This window comes from Mycobacterium pseudoshottsii JCM 15466, from assembly GCF_003584745.1.
In the GTDB taxonomy this organism is placed as follows: domain Bacteria; phylum Actinomycetota; class Actinomycetes; order Mycobacteriales; family Mycobacteriaceae; genus Mycobacterium; species Mycobacterium marinum.
Genome location: NZ_AP018410.1, coordinates 3,370,342 through 3,388,078, shown reverse-complemented (window position 1 = coordinate 3,388,078; position 17,737 = coordinate 3,370,342). Strand labels below are relative to the sequence as shown.

At 67.2% G+C, this 17,737-nt stretch carries 5 protein-coding genes; 2 read left to right on the top strand and 3 right to left on the bottom strand.

Going from position 1 to position 17,737, the window contains the following annotated elements:
* Nucleotides 1-67 precede the first annotated feature (67 nt).
* Entirely contained in the window at nucleotides 68-12,637 is a 12,570-nt protein-coding gene (locus MPSD_RS15405) for a type I polyketide synthase (RefSeq protein WP_119571729.1), read from the top strand.
* A 72-nt stretch (nucleotides 12,638-12,709) separates the two neighbouring features.
* Nucleotides 12,710-15,370 carry a sugar epimerase family protein gene (locus MPSD_RS15400; protein ID WP_086085266.1) on the top strand — a complete coding sequence of 887 codons (2,661 nt, stop codon included), beginning with the start codon at nucleotides 12,710-12,712 and terminating at the stop codon, nucleotides 15,368-15,370.
* 141 nt (nucleotides 15,371-15,511) lie between these two features.
* Here MPSD_RS15400 and MPSD_RS15395 read toward each other — a convergent pair whose 3' ends face one another.
* The 3 genes from MPSD_RS15395 to MPSD_RS15385 all read right to left on the bottom strand — a co-directional run bounded on the left by MPSD_RS15395 (nucleotide 15,512) and on the right by MPSD_RS15385 (nucleotide 17,707).
* Nucleotides 15,512-16,375, bottom strand: a complete 864-nt coding sequence (locus MPSD_RS15395; protein ID WP_015355711.1) for a bestrophin family protein — start codon at nucleotides 16,373-16,375, stop codon at nucleotides 15,512-15,514.
* Between the two features lie 3 nt (nucleotides 16,376-16,378).
* Complete coding sequence (locus tag MPSD_RS15390) at nucleotides 16,379-16,666, bottom strand: peptidase (protein ID WP_232022539.1); 288 nt, start codon at nucleotides 16,664-16,666, stop codon at nucleotides 16,379-16,381.
* A 360-nt stretch (nucleotides 16,667-17,026) separates the two neighbouring features.
* Nucleotides 17,027-17,707 (bottom strand): hypothetical protein, encoded by a 681-nt coding sequence (locus MPSD_RS15385; RefSeq protein WP_012394711.1) that lies wholly within the window; start codon nucleotides 17,705-17,707, stop codon nucleotides 17,027-17,029.
* Nucleotides 17,708-17,737 lie beyond the last annotated feature (30 nt).

Sequence of the window (17,737 nt, the reverse complement as noted above, 5' to 3'; positions counted from 1 at the left end):
TTCCGTGATCCGGCGAGGGCCGGCGGTCGACGACCAATTGCTAGATGAGGGTTAGGCGAGGTCAGTAATGGTTGATCAACTTCAGCATGCGACCGAAGCGTTGCGCAAAGCGCTGGTCCAGGTTGAGCGCCTCAAGCGCACCAATCGTGCGCTGCTGGAGCGGTCGAGTGAGCCGATCGCGATCGTCGGAATGTCATGCTGTTTCCCGGGCGGGGTGGATTCCCCCGAAGGCCTGTGGCAGATGGTGGCCGAGGGCCGCGACGTGATGTCGGACTTTCCCGCCGACCGAGGCTGGGATCTGGCCGACCTATTCGACCCGGATCCGGACACGCCGCACAAGTCCTACGCGAGCACCGGCGGCTTCGTCGACGGCGTGGCCGACTTCGATCCCGGCTTTTTCGGTATCGCCCCCAGCGAGGCGCTGGCGATGGACCCGCAGCACCGGATGCTGCTGGAGCTGTCCTGGGAGGCACTGGAGCGCTCCGGCATCGATCCGACCGGCTTGCGCGGCAGCGCCACCGGTGTGTTCGCCGGACTGATCGTCCAGGGCTACGGCATGTTCGCCGAGGAGATCGAGGGCTACCGCCTGACGGGCATGACCTCCAGCGTGGCTTCGGGTCGGGTGGCTTATGTGCTGGGGTTGGAGGGCCCGGCGGTGTCGGTGGATACGGCGTGTTCGTCGTCGTTGGTGGCGTTGCATATGGCGGTGCAGTCGCTGCGGTCCGGTGAGTGTGATCTGGCGCTGGCCGGCGGTGCCACCGTCAATGCCACCCCGACCGTCTTCGTGGAGTTCAGCCGGCATCGTGGGCTGGCGCCGGACGGGCGCAGCAAAGCCTATGCGGGCGCGGCCGACGGGGTCGGCTGGTCCGAGGGCGGCGGCATGTTGGTGGTGGAGCGGCTTTCGGATGCGCAGCGGTTGGGGCATCCGGTGTTGGCGTTGGTGCGTGGTTCGGCGGTGAATCAGGATGGGGCCTCCAATGGGTTGACGTCTCCCAATGGTCCGTCGCAGCAGCGGGTGGTGCGTGCGGCGTTGGCCAATGCGGGGTTGAGTGCGGCTGAGGTTGATGTGGTCGAGGGTCATGGGACTGGGACCACGTTGGGTGATCCGATTGAGGCGCAGGCGTTGTTGGCGACCTATGGGCAGGATCGTGGGTCGGCTGGGGCGGCTGGAAAAGCGTTGTGGTTGGGGTCGATCAAATCGAATATGGGTCATACTCAGGCCGCGGCGGGGGTTGCGGGTGTGATCAAGATGGTGCAGGCGATGCGCCATGAGGTGTTGCCTGCGACGTTGCATGTGGATGTGCCGTCTCCGCATGTGGATTGGTCGGCGGGTGCGGTGGAGTTGTTGACCGAGGCGCAGCCGTGGCCGGCTGAGTCGGCGGGGGATCGGGTTCGGCGTGCGGGGGTGTCGTCGTTTGGGATCAGTGGCACTAATGCGCATGTGATTGTGGAGGCTGCTCCTCGGGTTGAGGTTGGTGGGTCCTCTGGTGGTGCGGTGCCGGTGGTGCCGTGGGTGGTGTCGGCGAAGTCGGGTTCGGCGTTGGGGGCGCAGGCGGCGCGGTTGGCGGCGCATGTGCGGTCTCACGATGAGCTTGATGTTGCTGATGTGGGGTGGTCGTTGGCGGGTCGGTCGACCTTTGAGCATCGTGCGGTGGTGCTGGGGGCTGATCGGGATGGGTTGCTGGCCGGGCTGGATGAGTTGGCCGGTGACGAGTTCGGTGGGGCTTCGGTGATTCGGGGTGTGGCTGGTGCCGCGGGTAAGACGGTGTTCGTCTTCCCCGGCCAAGGCTCCCAGTGGATCGGCATGGGTATCGAATTGCTCGACACCGCACCGGTATTCGCGCGCCACATCGAGTCATGCGGTCAGGCCTTCGCGGAATTCGTCGACTGGTCGCTGCTCGACGTGCTCCGCGGCGCTGCGGGGGCACCCGGGCTTGACCGGGTCGACGTCGTGCAGCCGGTACTGTTTGCGGTGATGGTGTCGCTGGCCGAACTGTGGAAGTCGGTCGGGGTGCGCCCGGATGCCGTCATCGGGCACTCTCAGGGCGAGATCGCTGCCGCATATGTGGCCGGTGCGCTGTCGTTGCGCGATGCCGCCAAGGTGGTCACCCTGCGCAGCAAGCTGCTTGTCGGACTGGCCGGACCGGGCGGCATGGTGTCGGTGGCCTGTGGCGAGCAACAGGCGCGGGAGTTGTTGGAGCCCTTTGGCGATCGGGTCAGCATCGCCGCCATCAACGGCCCTTCTGCCGTAGTGGTCTCCGGCGAGGTGGCAGCGCTCGAGGAGCTGATCGCGCAGTGCGCGGACCGGGAGCTGCGTACCCGTCGCATCGATGTGGACTATGCGTCGCACTCGGTCGAGGTGGAGGCGATCGAAGGCCAGCTGACCGAAGTTCTGGCTGGGATCGAGCCGCTTTCGTCGCGGACCGCGTTCTTCTCGTCGGTGACCGGAAGTCGTTTGGACACAGCAGAGTTGGATGCCGAGTACTGGTACCGCAACATCCGGCAGACGGTGCAGTTCGACCAGGCCGTGCGCAGCGCGTGTGGCCACGGATACCGCACCTTCATCGAATCCAGCCCGCACCCCGCGCTGATCGCCGGTATCGAGGACACCTATCGCAACTGCGCGGCCGATTCCGGTGCCGACCCCATCGTCGTGCCCACCTTGGGTCGGGAAGACGGTGGGCTGCAGCGATTCCTGGCGTCGGCCGCCGCGGCCTTCGTTGCCGGCGTGAATGTGGACTGGCGCGGCCCGCTCGACGGTGCCGGCCTGGTCGAGCTTCCCACGTATGCCTTTGAGAAGCGGCGCTTTTGGCTCTCCGGAGAGGGCGTCAGCGTCGACGCATCCGGACTGGGGTTGAGCGCCGGCGGGCATGCGCTGCTGGGCGCTGTCGTGGAGCTTCCGGAATCGGGCGGTGTCGTGTTGACCGGCCGCTTGGCGCTCGGCGCGCACGGCTGGCTGGCCGATCACGCGGTGTCGGGGGTAGTGGTGTTTCCCGGCACCGGGTTTGTCGAGCTGGCAATCCGGGCCGGCGACGAAGTCGGCTGCTCGGTGGTCAACGAACTCACACTGCGCACGCCGCTGGTACTCCCGGCATCGGGTTCGGTTGCGGTACAGGTGGTCGTCGGTGCCGCCGCCGATTCGGCGGAGCGCAGCGTGTCGATCTACTCCCGCACCGACACCGACACCGACGCCGGCTCGGTGTGGGTCTGCCACGCCGAGGGAACCCTGGGCGCCGACTCCGCCCAGCCCGCGGCCGACCTGTCGGCCTGGCCTCCCGCTGGAGCCATCGCGGTCGACGTGGCTGACGGGTACGAGCGGCTGGATGCACGTGGGTACGGGTATGGGCCCGCGTTCCGTAGACTGACTGCGATGTGGGCGCGTGGCGAGGAGCTGTTCGCCGAAGCCCGGTTGCCCGAGGCGGCCGGATCTACCAGCGGTTTCGGCGTGCACCCGGCGCTGCTGGATGCCGCGCTGCACACCGCGGTGATCGCCAATCCCGACGCGGACCTGGTGTTGCCGTTCTCCTGGCAGGGCGTGTCTCTGCACGCGGCGGGGGCCGCGTCGGTGCGGGTACGGATCGCGCCGGTTGGCCCCTCGTCGGTCTCGGTGGAACTCGCCGACGACCTTGGTCTGCCGGTGCTTTCGGTCAAGGCGATGGTGGCCCGCCCGGTAAGCGAGCAGCAGATGCGCGCCGTGGTGTCCGCATCCGGTCCAGACCGGCTGTTCGAGGTGGTCTGGACGCCGATGACGGTTGCCGCCACCGATGCGGCACCCGCCTATGAACTCTTTGAATCCGTTGCGGCTGACGGCGATCCGCTCAGCGGGACCTATCAGCGCACCCATCAGGCGCTGGCGGCTGTGCAGTCGTGGCTGACCGAACATGATTCGGGCGTGCTGGTGGTGGCCACCCGGGGCGCCATGGCGCTGGCCGGCGAGGACGTCACCGATCTGGCCGGCGCGGCGGTATGGGGATTGGTGCGCTCGGCGCAGACCGAGAACCCAGGCCGGCTGGTCCTGGTTGATTCCGACGCTGCGGTCGACGCTGCGGCGGTAGCGACGGCCCTGGCGGTCGGTGAGCCACAAGTAGTGCTGCGCAACGGGCAGCACTACACGGCGCGGGTGCACGCCAGCCGCGCCGCAGACGGCATCCTGGTGCCGCCTGTCGACGGGCCGTGGCGGTTGGGGCTGAGCAGCGCGGGCACCTTCGAGAATCTGCAGCTGGAGCCGGTTCCCAACGCCGGCGCGCCGCTGGGCCCGGGCCAGGTGCGGGTGGCCATGCGCGCCATCGCCGCCAACTTCCGCGACATCATGATCACGCTGGGCATGTTCACCCACGACGCCTTGATCGGCGGCGAAGGTGCCGGCTTTGTCGTCGAAATCGGCCCGGAAGTAACCGAATTCGCGGTCGGCGATGCGGTATACGGATTCTTCCCGGACGGCAGCGGCACGTTGGTGGCCGGCGACGTCAGGCTGTTGCTGCCCAAGCCCGCCGACTGGTCCTACGCCGAAGCGGCCGCAATCTCAGCCGTTTTCACCACCGCTTACTACGCGTTCGTGCACCTGGCCAATGTCCAGCCAGGCCAACGGGTACTGGTCCACGCCGCCACCGGCGGGGTGGGCATGGCGGCCGTGCAGTTGGCCCGGAACCTGGGTCTGGAGGTGTACGCCACCGCCAGCAAGGGCAAATGGGACATCTTGCGGGCCATGGGCTTTGACGAAGACCACATCTCGGATTCGCGCAGCCTGGAATTCGAGGAGAAATTCCGCGAGGTCACCGGTGGCCGTGGCGTCGATGTGGTGCTGGACTCGCTGGCCGGCGAATTCGTGGATGCTTCGTTGCGCCTGCTGGGCCCTGGCGGGGTGTTCCTGGAGATGGGCAAGACCGACATCCGCGACCCCGGCGTCATCGCCCAGGAATATCCGGGTGTGCGCTATCGCGCATTCGACCTGTTCGAACCCGGCCGCCCGCGCATGCACCAGTACATGCTCGACCTGGCCGGGCTGTTTGACGCCGGCGTGCTGCGGCCACTGCCGGTCACGGCCTTCGACGTGCGGCGCGCGCCGGCGGCGTTGCGCTACCTGAGCCAGGCCCGCCATGTCGGCAAGGTCGTGATGACCATGCCTGCCGACCAAGGTGGTGCGCTTGGTGGCGGAACGGTATTTATCACCGGTGGAACCGGCATGGCGGGTTCGGCGCTCGCGCGGCACCTGGTGGCCCACCACGGCGTGGCCCATCTGGTGCTCATCAGCCGGCGGGGCCCCGCCGCACCGGGGGCTACCGAGCTGGTAGCCGAGTTGAGCGCTGCCGGAGCACAGGTCGAGGCGGTGGCCTGTGACGCGGCCGACCGTCCGGCGCTGGCCAAGGTGATCGCCGAAATTCCCGCTCAGCGGCCGCTGTCCGCCGTGGTCCACGCCGGTGGTGTGCTTGATGACGCGGTGATTTCCTCGCTGACCCCCGAACGTGTCGACACGGTGCTGCGGGCCAAAGTCGATGCCGCGTGGAACCTGCACGAGTTGACTCGTGATCTGGATCTTTCTGCGTTCGTGATGTTTTCGTCAATGGCCGGCGTGGTCGGATCCTCGGGCCAGGCCAACTATGCGGCGGCCAACACGTTCGTCGACGGCCTGGCCGCACACCGACGGGCGCACGGCTTGCCGGCCATTTCGCTGGGCTGGGGCCTGTGGGATCAGGCCAGCGACATGACCGGTGGAATGGATGCCGCCGACCGGGCCCGGCTGGGTCGTGAGGGTGTCTTGGCGCTGTCCTCCGATGAGGCAATGGAACTGTTCGACACCGCCCTCATCGTCAACCAGGCGTTCCTGGCTCCGGCCCGGATAGATCTGGCCGCACTGCGCGCTCACGCGGTGGCGGTACCGCCGATGTTCAGTGATCTGGTCAGCGCTCCGACCCGGCGTCAGGTCGACGACGCATTGGCCGCGGCGAAATCGAAATCCGCTCTGGCACATCGCCTGCACGGACTGCCGGAGCCCGAGCAGCACGCCGTGGTGCTGGACTTGGTGCGGTCGCACATCGCCACCGTGCTGGGCACCATCACGCCCGAGGCCATCGACCCGGACAAGGCGTTCCAGGAGCTGGGCTTTGACTCGCTGACCGCCGTCGAAATGCGTAACCGGATCAAAACGGTTACCGGACTTTCGCTTTCGCCAACGTTGATCTTCGACTACCCAACCCCCAACGGTTTGGCCAACTACATTCGTGCCGAACTCGCTGGTGCCCCGCAAGAGGTCAAGCACACCCCGGCCGTACGCGTCACCGGTGACGATCCGATCGCGATCGTCGGCATGTCATGCCGCTACCCCGGTGGCATCGAGTCGCCGGACGACCTGTGGGACATGCTGATGGCCCGTCGCGACGTGCTGTCTGACTTCCCGGCCGACCGAGGCTGGGATCTGGCCGGCCTGTTCAACCCGGATCCTGACGTGCCCGGCGCTTGCTACACCCGCACCGGCGGTTTCGTAGACCGAGTCGGTGATTTCGAACCCGCCTTCTTCGGTGTTGGGCCCAGTGAGGCGCTGGCGATGGACCCGCAACAGCGGATGTTCCTGGAGCTGTCTTGGGAAGCCTTGGAGCGCGCCGGGATTGAGCCGGGCGGTTTGCGTGGCAGCGCCACCGGTGTGTTCGCCGGGGTGATGACGCAGGGCTACGGCATGTTCGCTGCCGAACCCGTCGAAGGCTTCCGTCTGACCGGGCAGCTCTCCAGCGTGGCTTCGGGTCGGGTGGCTTATGTGCTGGGGTTGGAGGGCCCGGCGGTGTCGGTGGATACGGCGTGTTCGTCGTCGTTGGTGGCGTTGCATATGGCGGTGCAGTCGCTGCGGTCCGGTGAGTGTGATCTGGCGCTGGCCGGCGGCGTCACCATCAATGCCACCCCAGACATCTTCGTTGAATTCAGTCGTTGGCGTGGATTGTCAGCGGATGGACGCTGCAAAGCCTTCGCGGGCGCGGCCGACGGCACCGGGTTCTCCGAGGGCGGCGGCATGTTGGTGGTGGAGCGGCTTTCGGATGCGCAGCGGTTGGGGCATCCGGTGTTGGCGTTGGTGCGTGGTTCGGCGGTGAATCAGGATGGGGCCTCCAATGGGTTGACGTCTCCCAATGGTCCGTCGCAGCAGCGGGTGGTGCGTGCGGCGTTGGCCAATGCGGGGTTGAGTGCGGCTGAGGTTGATGTGGTCGAGGGTCATGGGACTGGGACCACGTTGGGTGATCCGATTGAGGCGCAGGCGTTGTTGGCGACCTATGGGCAGGATCGTGGGTCGGCTGGGGCGGCTGGAAAAGCGTTGTGGTTGGGGTCGATCAAATCGAATATGGGTCATACTCAGGCCGCGGCGGGGGTTGCGGGTGTGATCAAGATGGTGCAGGCGATGCGCCATGAGGTGTTGCCTGCGACGTTGCATGTGGATGTGCCGTCTCCGCATGTGGATTGGTCGGCGGGTGCGGTGGAGTTGTTGACCGAGGCGCAGCCGTGGCCGGCTGAGTCGGCGGGGGATCGGGTTCGGCGTGCGGGGGTGTCGTCGTTTGGGATCAGTGGCACTAATGCGCATGTGATTGTGGAGGCTGCTCCTCGGGTTGAGGTTGGTGGGTCCTCTGGTGGTGCGGTGCCGGTGGTGCCGTGGGTGGTGTCGGCGAAGTCGGGTTCGGCGTTGGGGGCGCAGGCGGCGCGGTTGGCGGCGCATGTGCGGTCTCACGATGAGCTTGATGTTGCTGATGTGGGGTGGTCGTTGGCGGGTCGGTCGACCTTTGAGCATCGTGCGGTGGTGCTGGGGGCTGATCGGGATGGGTTGCTGGCCGGGCTGGATGAGTTGGCCGGTGACGAGTTCGGTGGGGCTTCGGTGATTCGGGGTGTGGCTGGTGCCGCGGGTAAGACGGTGTTCGTCTTCCCCGGCCAAGGCTCCCAGCTGCTGGGAATGGGCATGGGACTGCACGCCGGATACCCGGTCTTCGCCGAGGCGTTCAACACCGTTGTCGGTGAGCTGGACCGCCATCTGTTGCGCCCACTGCGTGAGGTCATCTGGGGCCACGACGAAAATCTGCTCAACACAACGGAGTTCGCCCAGCCGGCGCTGTTCGCCGTGGAAGTCGCGTTGTACCGGCTGCTGGAGTCCTGGGGTGTGCGACCCGATTTCGTGATGGGGCACTCGGTCGGTGAATTGTCGGCCGCCCACGTCGCCGGTGTCTTGTCGCTGGAGAATGCGGCGGTGCTGGTAGCCGCGCGCGGCCGGCTCATGCAGGCGCTGCCCGACGGTGGCGCGATGATTGCCGTGCAGGCAACCGAACAGGAAGTGCTGCCCCTACTCGGTGCCCAGGTCAGCATCGCGGCCATCAACGGACCGGCGTCGGTGGTGATTTCGGGCGCCCAGGACGCGGTGAGCGCCGTGGCCGAGCAGCTTCGAGCCGACGGCCGCAGGGTGCACCGGCTAGCCGTCTCGCATGCCTTCCACTCGCCGCTGATGGATCCGATGATCGACGAATTCGCAACGGTGGCCGGTGAACTCACGGTCAATGCGCCCACCATCGGGATCATTTCCAACCTGACCGGGCAGCTGGCCGGAGAGGACTTCGGCTCGGCGGCCTACTGGAAGCGTCACGTCCGGGATGCGGTGCGATTCGCCGACAGCATCCGCTTCGCGCAGTCAGCCGGTGCCGCCCGATTCCTGGAAGTGGGCCCCAGCAGCGGTCTTACCGCATCGATCGAAGAGGTGTTCTCCGATGCTGCGGTGACCAACCCGGTGGCCACGGCCTCCGCGCTGCGCAAGGACCGACCGGAGCCGGTGAGCCTGGTGAGCGCCGTGGCAGGGGTATTTGTCGCCGGCACCGCCGTAGACTGGCGAGCCGTGGTGGGGCAGTCCCGCTTTGTGGAGTTGCCGACCTATGCCTTCGAGCGGCGACGGTTCTGGCTCTCGGGGGATGCAGTTGCCGCCGACGCGGCCGGCTTGGGGCTGCAGGCCGGCGAACACGCACTGCTGGGCGCGGTGGTGGAGCTCCCCGCATCGGGCGGAGTGGTGCTCACCGGCCGCTTGTCGCTTGCGGCGCAGGGCTGGCTGGCCGACCACGCCGTCGGCGGTGTGGTGATGTTCCCGGGTGCCGGCTTCGTCGAGCTGGCCATTCGCGCCGGCGACGAGGTGGGCTGTCGAGTGGTCGACGAACTGACGCTGGCCGCACCGCTGGTACTGCCGTCCGGGGGCTCGGTCGCGGTACAGGTGGTAGTCGGTAGCCCCGATGACTCCGGTGCCCGCGCGGTGTCGGTGTACTCGCGTGGCGACGCCGGCTCGGACTGGGTACTGCACGCCGAGGGCTCGCTGGGTTCTGGTTCGCCGGAGCCGGCCACCGATCTGTCGACGTGGCCGCCGGTCGGCGCCGTCGAGGTGGAAAACGCCGACGGATACCAGCAGTTGGCCGAACGCGGGTACGGCTACGGCCCGGCGTTCCGTGGCCTGAATGCGATGTGGCGTCGCGGCGACGAAGTGTTCGCCGAGGTTGCCTTGCCCGCCGACGCCGGGGTATCGGTGTCCGGCTTCGGTATTCATCCGGTGATGCTGGACGCCGCGTTGCACGCCGTGATACTGGCTTCCGATGGCGCCGACGATTTCGGGGTCCCCGAGGGTTCGGTCCTGGTTCCGTTCGCCTGGCAGGGCGTGACGCTGCATGCCGCGGGAGCCTCGGCGGTTCGGGCGCGCATTGCGCCCGCGGGGCCATCCGCGGTCTCGATCGAATTGTCCGATGGGCTAGGACTACCGGTGCTCTCGGTTGCGTCGATGCTGGCAAGGCCAGTGACCGATCAGCAGCTGCGGGCTGCGGTATCAGGGGCCGGACCCGATCGCCTGTTCGGGGTGGATTGGACGGCGCAGCCCTCGGCCGAATTGCAGCCTGTGCCGGTACGTATCTGGGGCGCAGTGGAGTCCGAAGGCGATGACGACCCCGGGGCCTCGGTGGTGTTCGAGTCCGTGCCTCAGGCCGGTGAGGTGGTGGCGGGTGTGTATGCGGCCACCGCCGCCGTGCTCGAGGTGCTGCGATCCTGGCTGTCCCGTGATGGGGTAGGGCAATTGGTCATCACCACGCGCGGCGCGGTGGCGCTGCCGGACGAGGATGTCACCGATCTGGCAGGCTCGGCGGTATGGGGATTGGTGCGCTCGGCACAGACCGAGCACCCCGGTCGAATCGTGTTGGTCGACACCGATGCGCAACTTGACGAACATGCTGTAGCGGCGGTGTTGGCCGCCGGCGAGCCGCAGGTGCTGTGGCGCAACGGCGAGGTGTACACCGCGCGGGTACACGGCAGCCGCGCGGTTGCCGGCCTGCTGGTGCCACCGGGTGATGGCCCGTGGCGCTTGGGTATGAGCACCGCGGGCACGTTCGAAAACCTGCGCCTGGAAACGATTCCCGATGCTGATGCCGCGCTGCAACCGGGGCACGTTCGGGTCGCCTTGTCGGCGATGGCCGCAAACTTCCGCGACGTCATGATCGCGCTGGGTCTCTACCCCGACCCGGACGCGGCGATGGGCGTGGAAGGCGCCGGCGTCGTCGTCGAAACCGCCTCGCCAGACGGGCGTTTCGCGGTGGGCGACCGGGTCGTGGGTCTGTTCCCGGAGGGCACCGGGACAATCGCCATTACCGACCACCGACTGCTGGTCAAGATCCCCGCGGGTTGGTCTGACACCGCGGCCGCCACCACCTCGGTCGTGTTCGCCACCGCCTTCTACGCGCTGCGGGACTTGGCCTCGGTGCAGCCCGGACAGCGGATCCTGGTGCACGCGGCCACCGGTGGCGTCGGCATGGCGGCCGTGCAGCTGGCCCGGCACTGGGGTCTCGAGGTATTCGCCACGGCCAGCAAGGGCAAGTGGGACACGTTGCGGGCCATGGGCTTTGACGAGGACCACATCGGTGACTCACGCAGCCTGGAATTCGAGGACAAGTTCCGGGCGGCCACCGGCGGGCGCGGCATGGACGTGGTGCTCGACTCGTTGGCGGGCGAATTCGTCGACGCGTCGCTACGGCTGGTTGCCCCCGGCGGTGTCTTCTTGGAGATGGGCAAGACCGACATCCGCGAGGCCGCGGTGGTCGCCCAGCAGCACACCGGTGTGCGATACCGGGCCTTCGACCTCTTCGAGGCGGGGCCGGATCACATCGCGCAGATCCTCGCCGAGCTCGCCGCGCTGTTCAGCGAGGATGTGCTGCGGCCTCTTCCGGTGACGACTTTTGACGTGCGGCGCGCGCCGGCGGCCTTGCGCTACCTGAGCCAGGCCCGCCATGTCGGCAAGGTCGTGTTGACCATGCCCGACGCGTGGGCGGCAGGCACGGTACTCATCACCGGTGGCACCGGGATGGCCGGCTCGGCGCTGGCCCGCCATGTGGTGGCTCACCACGGGGTGCGTCAGTTGGTCCTGGTCAGTCGGCGTGGTCCGGACGCTCCGGGGGCCGCAGAGCTGGCCGAGGAGTTGAGCGCCTTTGGCGCCCAAGTCCAGGTGGTCGCCTGTGACGCCGCCGACCGGGCGGCGCTGGCTAAGCTGATTGCCGATATTCCGGTGCAGCACCCGCTGTCCGCCGTGATTCACACCGCTGGGGCGCTGGATGACGCGGTGGTCACCTCGCTGACGCCCGAGCGCATGGAAATGGTGCTGCGGGCAAAGGTGGATGCGGCGTGGAACCTGCATGAGCTCACCCGCGACATGGATTTGTCCGCGTTTGTGATGTTTTCGTCGATGGCCGGCCTGGTGGGTTCGTCGGGCCAGGGCAACTACGCGGCCGCCAACTCGTTCCTGGATGGGCTGGCCGTACACCGGCAAGCGCACGGCCTGCCGGCGATTTCGCTGGGGTGGGGTCTGTGGGATCAGGCCAGCAACATGACCGGCGGATTGGCAGCGGTCGACTTCAAGCGGTTCGTCCGAGACGGCATCGTGGCCATGTCCTCCGATGAAGCGCTCGGATTGCTCGACACCGCAATGGTCCTCGGCGAACCATTCATGTTGCCCGCCCACATCGACTTTGCCGCATTGCGGGTGAAGTTCGACGGCGGGACCCTGCCGCCGATGTTCGTTGATCTGATCAACGCGCCCACTCGACGTCAGGTCGATGATTCCCTGGCCGCGGCGAAGTCGAAATCGGCTCTGCTGCAACGCCTCGAAGGACTGCCCGAAGATGAGCAGCACGCCATCTTGCTGAACTTGGTGCGCTCCCACATCGCGACAGTGCTGGGCAACTCCAGCCCGGACGCGATCGACCCGGACCGTGCCTTCCAGGAACTTGGCTTCGATTCGCTGACCGCGGTCGAGATGCGCAACCGACTCAAGTCGGCGACGGGGCTGGCGCTTTCGCCCACGCTCATCTTCGACTACCCCAACTCCGCCGCGTTGGCCGGTTACATGCACCGGGAACTGGTCGGCGCGTCGCCGCAAAGCGACACCACGGCCGAGGCACCCGGGGAAGCCGAACTGCAGCGGGTGGTCGCCTCGATTCCGGTCAAGCGCCTGCGCCAAGCCGGGGTGCTGGAACTGTTGCTCGCGTTGGCAAATGAGACCGGCGGCAATGGGCAGGCCGCGGTGACCGCGGAGACCAGCGAGGAAGATCTAGCGGACATGGACCTCGACGCCCTGGTCAACGCGGCGTTCATGAACGACGACGAGTAGACATGAGCCGCACCCGCAGGGGTGCAGAGTAAAGCAATGAGGAGGAGCGGTGCTCACTAGCGAGGAAACTCAGTGAGGGTCGCGGTCACCGGGGCCGGTAGGGTGCTGGGCCGTGGCCTGGCCTCCCGATTGCTCAGCCAGGGCCACGAAGTCGTCGGGATGTCGCGCCGGCGGCCCGACAGCTGGCCGAGTCAGGCCGACTTCGTTGCCGGCGATATCCGCGACGCGGCCGCGGTCCGGCGCGCAATCACGGGCGCGGACGTGGTCGCCCACTGCGCATGGGCCCGGAACCCGGGTCCGGACGGCCGGATCAGCCAGCAGATCAACATCGACGGAACCCGCAACGTCTTGGATGCGATGGCAGCCTGCGGTACCGGCCGCATCGTGTCCCCCAGCTCCCCCCACGTCTACCGGCCGGGTCTGCCGATGCCGGCCACCGAACACGGTGCGGTGGCGCCAGCTTCGGCCGAGGGGCGGCACAAGGCGGGCGTCGAGCAGATGCTGCAGGAGTCCGGCGCGCAATGGGTTGCCGTGCGTTCGGCGCTCATCGTAGGGCGCAACATCGACAACTGGGTGCGCCGGTTGTTTGCTCTGCCGGCGTTCCCCGACGGTTCGGCAGATGACGTACTGCAGGTGGTGCACCTCGACGACGTACTTCGGCTGCTGACGCGCGCGGTATCGGACGTCGGTGCGGGCACCGGTCCGGTCAATCTCGCCGCCCCGGGGCTACCCACGTTGCGCGAGATCGCCACGGCACTGCGACGCCCCATCCTGCCGGTCGGCGCGGCGCTTCGCCGTATTGGGTCGGTCGCCGAATTCCAATTGGTGCAAGGCGTTCCCGTGATGGACACCGCGCGGTTGCACGATGAATGGAAGTTCCAGCCGGCCTTCACCGCCGAGGAGTCTGTCGAGGACTTCGCGCTGGCCGTGCGTGGCCGAGTCTCGTTGGGCAGACGGGTGGTATCGCTGCCCTGGCGACTCGCCAACATCCAGGACCTGCCCGCCGTTGACGCTCCCGCGCAAGACGGTGTGGTTCCCCGGCTGGCAGGCCCGGAAGGTGTCAACGGGGAGTTCGACACACCTATCGATCCGCGTTTCCCGACGTTTCTGGCCACCAATCTGTCCGAAGCGTTGCCCGGTCCGTTCTCGCCTTCATCGGCATCGGTCACCGTGCGTGGCCTGCGTGCGGGCGGCGTCGGTATTGCCGAACGGTTGCGGCCAGGTGGAGTGATTCAGCGCGAGATCGCAATGCGCACCGTCGCGGTGTTCGCCCATCGGCTTTACGGGGCCATCACATCGGCGCACTTCATGGCCGAGACAGTGCCATTCGCCAAGCCGGCGATGATCGTCAGCAACAGCGGGTTCTTCGGCCCGAGCATGGGCTCGCTGCCCATTTTCGGCGAGGAACGCCCACCGGCAGAATCCAGCTTCGTGCGCCGGCAACTGCGCACCGTTCGCAATATCGGCGTATTCGGCGTCAACCTGGTCGGCCTGAGCGCCGGTTCGGCCTTGGACACCAACGATTTCATCGCCGATGTCGACCGCCTGGAGCAGCTTGCCGGGGGCGATGTCACCACGCTTGACGATCGGCGCCTGCTGAGCCTGATTCTGCTGGCCCGCGACCACGTGGTGCACGGCTGGGTGCTGGCTTCGGGTTCCTTCATGCTCTGTGCCGCATTCAACGTGCTGTTGCGCGCCGTGAGCGGCCGCGACACCGCCCCGGCCGCGGGGCCCGAACTGGTCAGCGCCCGTTCGGTGGAAGCGGTACAGCGCCTGGTGGACGCGGCGCGCCACGACGAAGCCGTGATTCGGCTGCTGTCCGAACCCGGGGACCGCCTCGGCAAGCTGGCGGTGGCGGCGCCGCACTTCTACGATGCAGTGCGCCAAGAGCTTTCGCTGATTGGGCACCGTGGGCCGGCGGAAGTCGAGATGATGTCGACCAGCTACGCCGACAACCCGGAATTGTTGGTCGGCATGGTGGCCAAGACATTGAGCACCTCCTCGGTGCCGCAACCGCCGCAGCCGTCGATACCATTGCAGGCCAAGCCGATCGCGGTGCTGGCCGCACGCCAACTGCGTGACCGGGAAGCGCGCCGAGACAAGATGGTTCGCGCGATCTGGGTGCTGCGCGCCCTGCTGCGCGAGCATGGGCGCCGGCTGGCCGAAGCCGGCGTGCTGCACGCCTCCGACGATGTCTTCTACCTCTTGGTCGACGAACTCGACGCACTGCCCGCGGACGTGGCCGAGTTGGTGGCCCGGCGCCGCGCAGAACAACGCAGGCTGACCGCCGTCGTCCCACCCACGGTGTTCAGTGGGAAGTGGGAGCCGTCGACCGCCTCGGCGGCGGCGCTAACGGCCGGGGGCACCTTGCGCGGAGTCGGCGTCTGCGGCGGGCGGGTGCGTGGCCGGGTGCGGATCGTGCGTCCGGAGACCATCGATGAACTAGAGCCGGGCGAAATTCTGGTCGCCGAGGTCACCGACGTCGGCTACACGGCTGCCTTCTGCTACGCGGCGGCCGTCGTCACCGAACTGGGTGGCCCCATGTCGCATGCGGCTGTGGTGGCCCGCGAGTTCGGGTTCCCCTGTGTGGTGGACGCCCAGGGCGCCACCCGGTTCTTGCCGCCGGGCGCGCTCATCGAGGTCGACGGCACCACCGGGGAGATCCAAGTGCTCGAGCTGGCGGCCGAAGGCGATTCATCGGTTACGCAGAGCGATCCCGCTGATTTGGCCTAGTCGGCGAGTTAGTAGCCACAGAAATCACCCGGGCGCTAACCCGTAGCCCCTCCTCGCGCCCGAGCTGGCGGATGCGCTCGTTGTTGACCTGCCAGCGGGCCCGGCGGGCCATGCGTTGAAGCCCCTCGGGCACGCGAGCTGCTAGATGCCCGCCTGGGCGTAGACGTTCTTGTGGATGGTTTCGCAGATGTCCTCGAGCGGGAGGTCGTTCGCGTCATTCGCGAAGGGGCTTTCGATCTCGACGGCGATTTCCTCGATGCCGAAGAATGTGTAGGCGATGATGAGGACGTCGACAATGGTCGTCCAGCCGAAGGTCTCGACCATGGCGAAGGGGAGGGTGAAGCAATAGAGTACAAGCGCCCGGCGCAGGTGCACGGCGTAGGCGAAGGGCATCGGCGTCTTGCGAATTCGTTCGCAGCCGCCGAGGTAGTCGACCAGGAGCTGAATGTTCTGGTCCATCGAGGTGAGCATGATGTCGGAGATCAGGCCCCGCTCGCGCGCCTCCCGGAGGCAATCGGACATGTTGCCGGCGACAGCGAGAGGCGGATGCTGGGCGTCGATCACCTCCTGCGCCTCGGCGGGCGGAAGTTCGGCGATTTGTGGCCCGAGGCCTTTGGTACCGCGCAGGCTGTGCATGGCCGCCCAGGGAAAGACGGCTGTCCATCGGGTAAGTCGGGCCACCAGCGCGGGATCTCCGGTGATGTATACGCTGGCGCTCCGGACGAGGTTGCGTGTTTCATTCACGATGCCTCCCCATAGCTTGCGCCCCTCCCAGAAACGGTCGTAGCTGGAGTTGGTGCGGAAAACCAGAAGGAGACCGAGAGCGAGGCCCATCAGGGTGTGCAGCTGGAACGGCATGCCGACCGGCGCGACATAGTTGTGAAAGGTGACAACCGCCGCCGACCACGCGACGCATAGGGAGACGCGACCGCTGATCTCCCGGACCAGCGAGCCGCGGATGTCAAAAAAGTGGTCCAGCCATTTGTGCGAGTCGTATTCGATCATGATCTACTTCGCGTAGTTGGGATAGACGGGCTCTGCAGGCGCGGGCGCTGGGTTCTTGGTGAGGGCTTCCATGGCGACGGTTGCGGCGCGCTCCAACTGCGGATCATGCCCCTGCCGCACCGCCGCCGGATGCTTCCAGATTTCAATGTCTGGCGCAACACTTTGCTTCCAGGTCAGCGGCGCCGGACGTGTTGCGCAAGGCGAGATTGGCAGCGGTGAGCGAACCGCCATCCTTAGCAGCGGAAATCCGAGGATGCCCACCAGCCTGCCCCGGGTGCGGGTGCCGACCAACGGCGCCAGCTTGTGGAATGTAACGCCCATGACGGGCGTGATGGTGTCATGGCCATGGCGGGTGCGTCAGTAGTTCATCCACCGGCGGCAGCCGAAGTCGAGTACCTGAGCGGCTGCCTGCCCGCCGCCGGTGAAGCATCCTCGATAATCACGCCCCGGCACCCGGACTGCGCAAAGTAGCTGACGACGTCAACCGTAGCTGGCCGATGCGGGCCAGACCGCGAGGTGAAATCTGTTGACATCTCTACAAACCCGCCACAGTCGGGCAAGTCATCGGCCCCACCGCGTGGCCCGCCAAAGGGGGGGCTGCCTTCCCATTGCACTGGATATCACCGAGGCATAGCAGCCGACGGGCACGCCTCAGCAGCTGAACGCGGCGCCCACACCGTCGGGCGGCGGTACCGACCGCAGGCAGCCGAACGGCTCGACGCCGGCGCTGCTGAGCCCAATGGCGGACTGATGGGCGTAGTTGACGCAAAAAACGCCGGCCTGATCGGCTCGGCAACGGTAGTCGCCGAACGACAGCGAGTCGCCGTTGGCCAACTCGGGCCCGTTGCCGTTGGTGAACGGTCCCGGGTCGCCTCGGGAGGCCCCGACCCGCAAGTTGGTGCCGTCAAAATCGACCCAGCCGCCCTTCCATTCGCCGTAGGCGGTGGGGGGTGGGGGAGACGGGTTGGTCAGGCTGACCAGGCAGGCCATCGCGTCACCGGTGTGCTTGGTGTCGGTCAGGCAGGACACTTTGCCGCCTTGGGCGCTGAATGCGATATCGTCGCCGAGCTCGGTGGTGACATCCTCTCGCGTCACACTGTGATAGCGCGCCGGATCAGCGGCGTGACCAGCCTCTATCCAGGCAATGACCTCGGAGATCGGCGCCCCGGCCGACGGCACCTTCGAGGCTGTGGGAAGTTTGCTTGTCGAGGAAGAAACGCTACTGCTCGGCGTCGCCGGGGTGCTGGTCTGCGAACGACCCGAGTCGCTGTCGACGTCATGTGCGCACCCGGCAACCAGCAACGGTACTGCGACTAGCGCGGCGATTCGCATCCCGTCAGGCTAGCCGCCCTGAGGGGATTT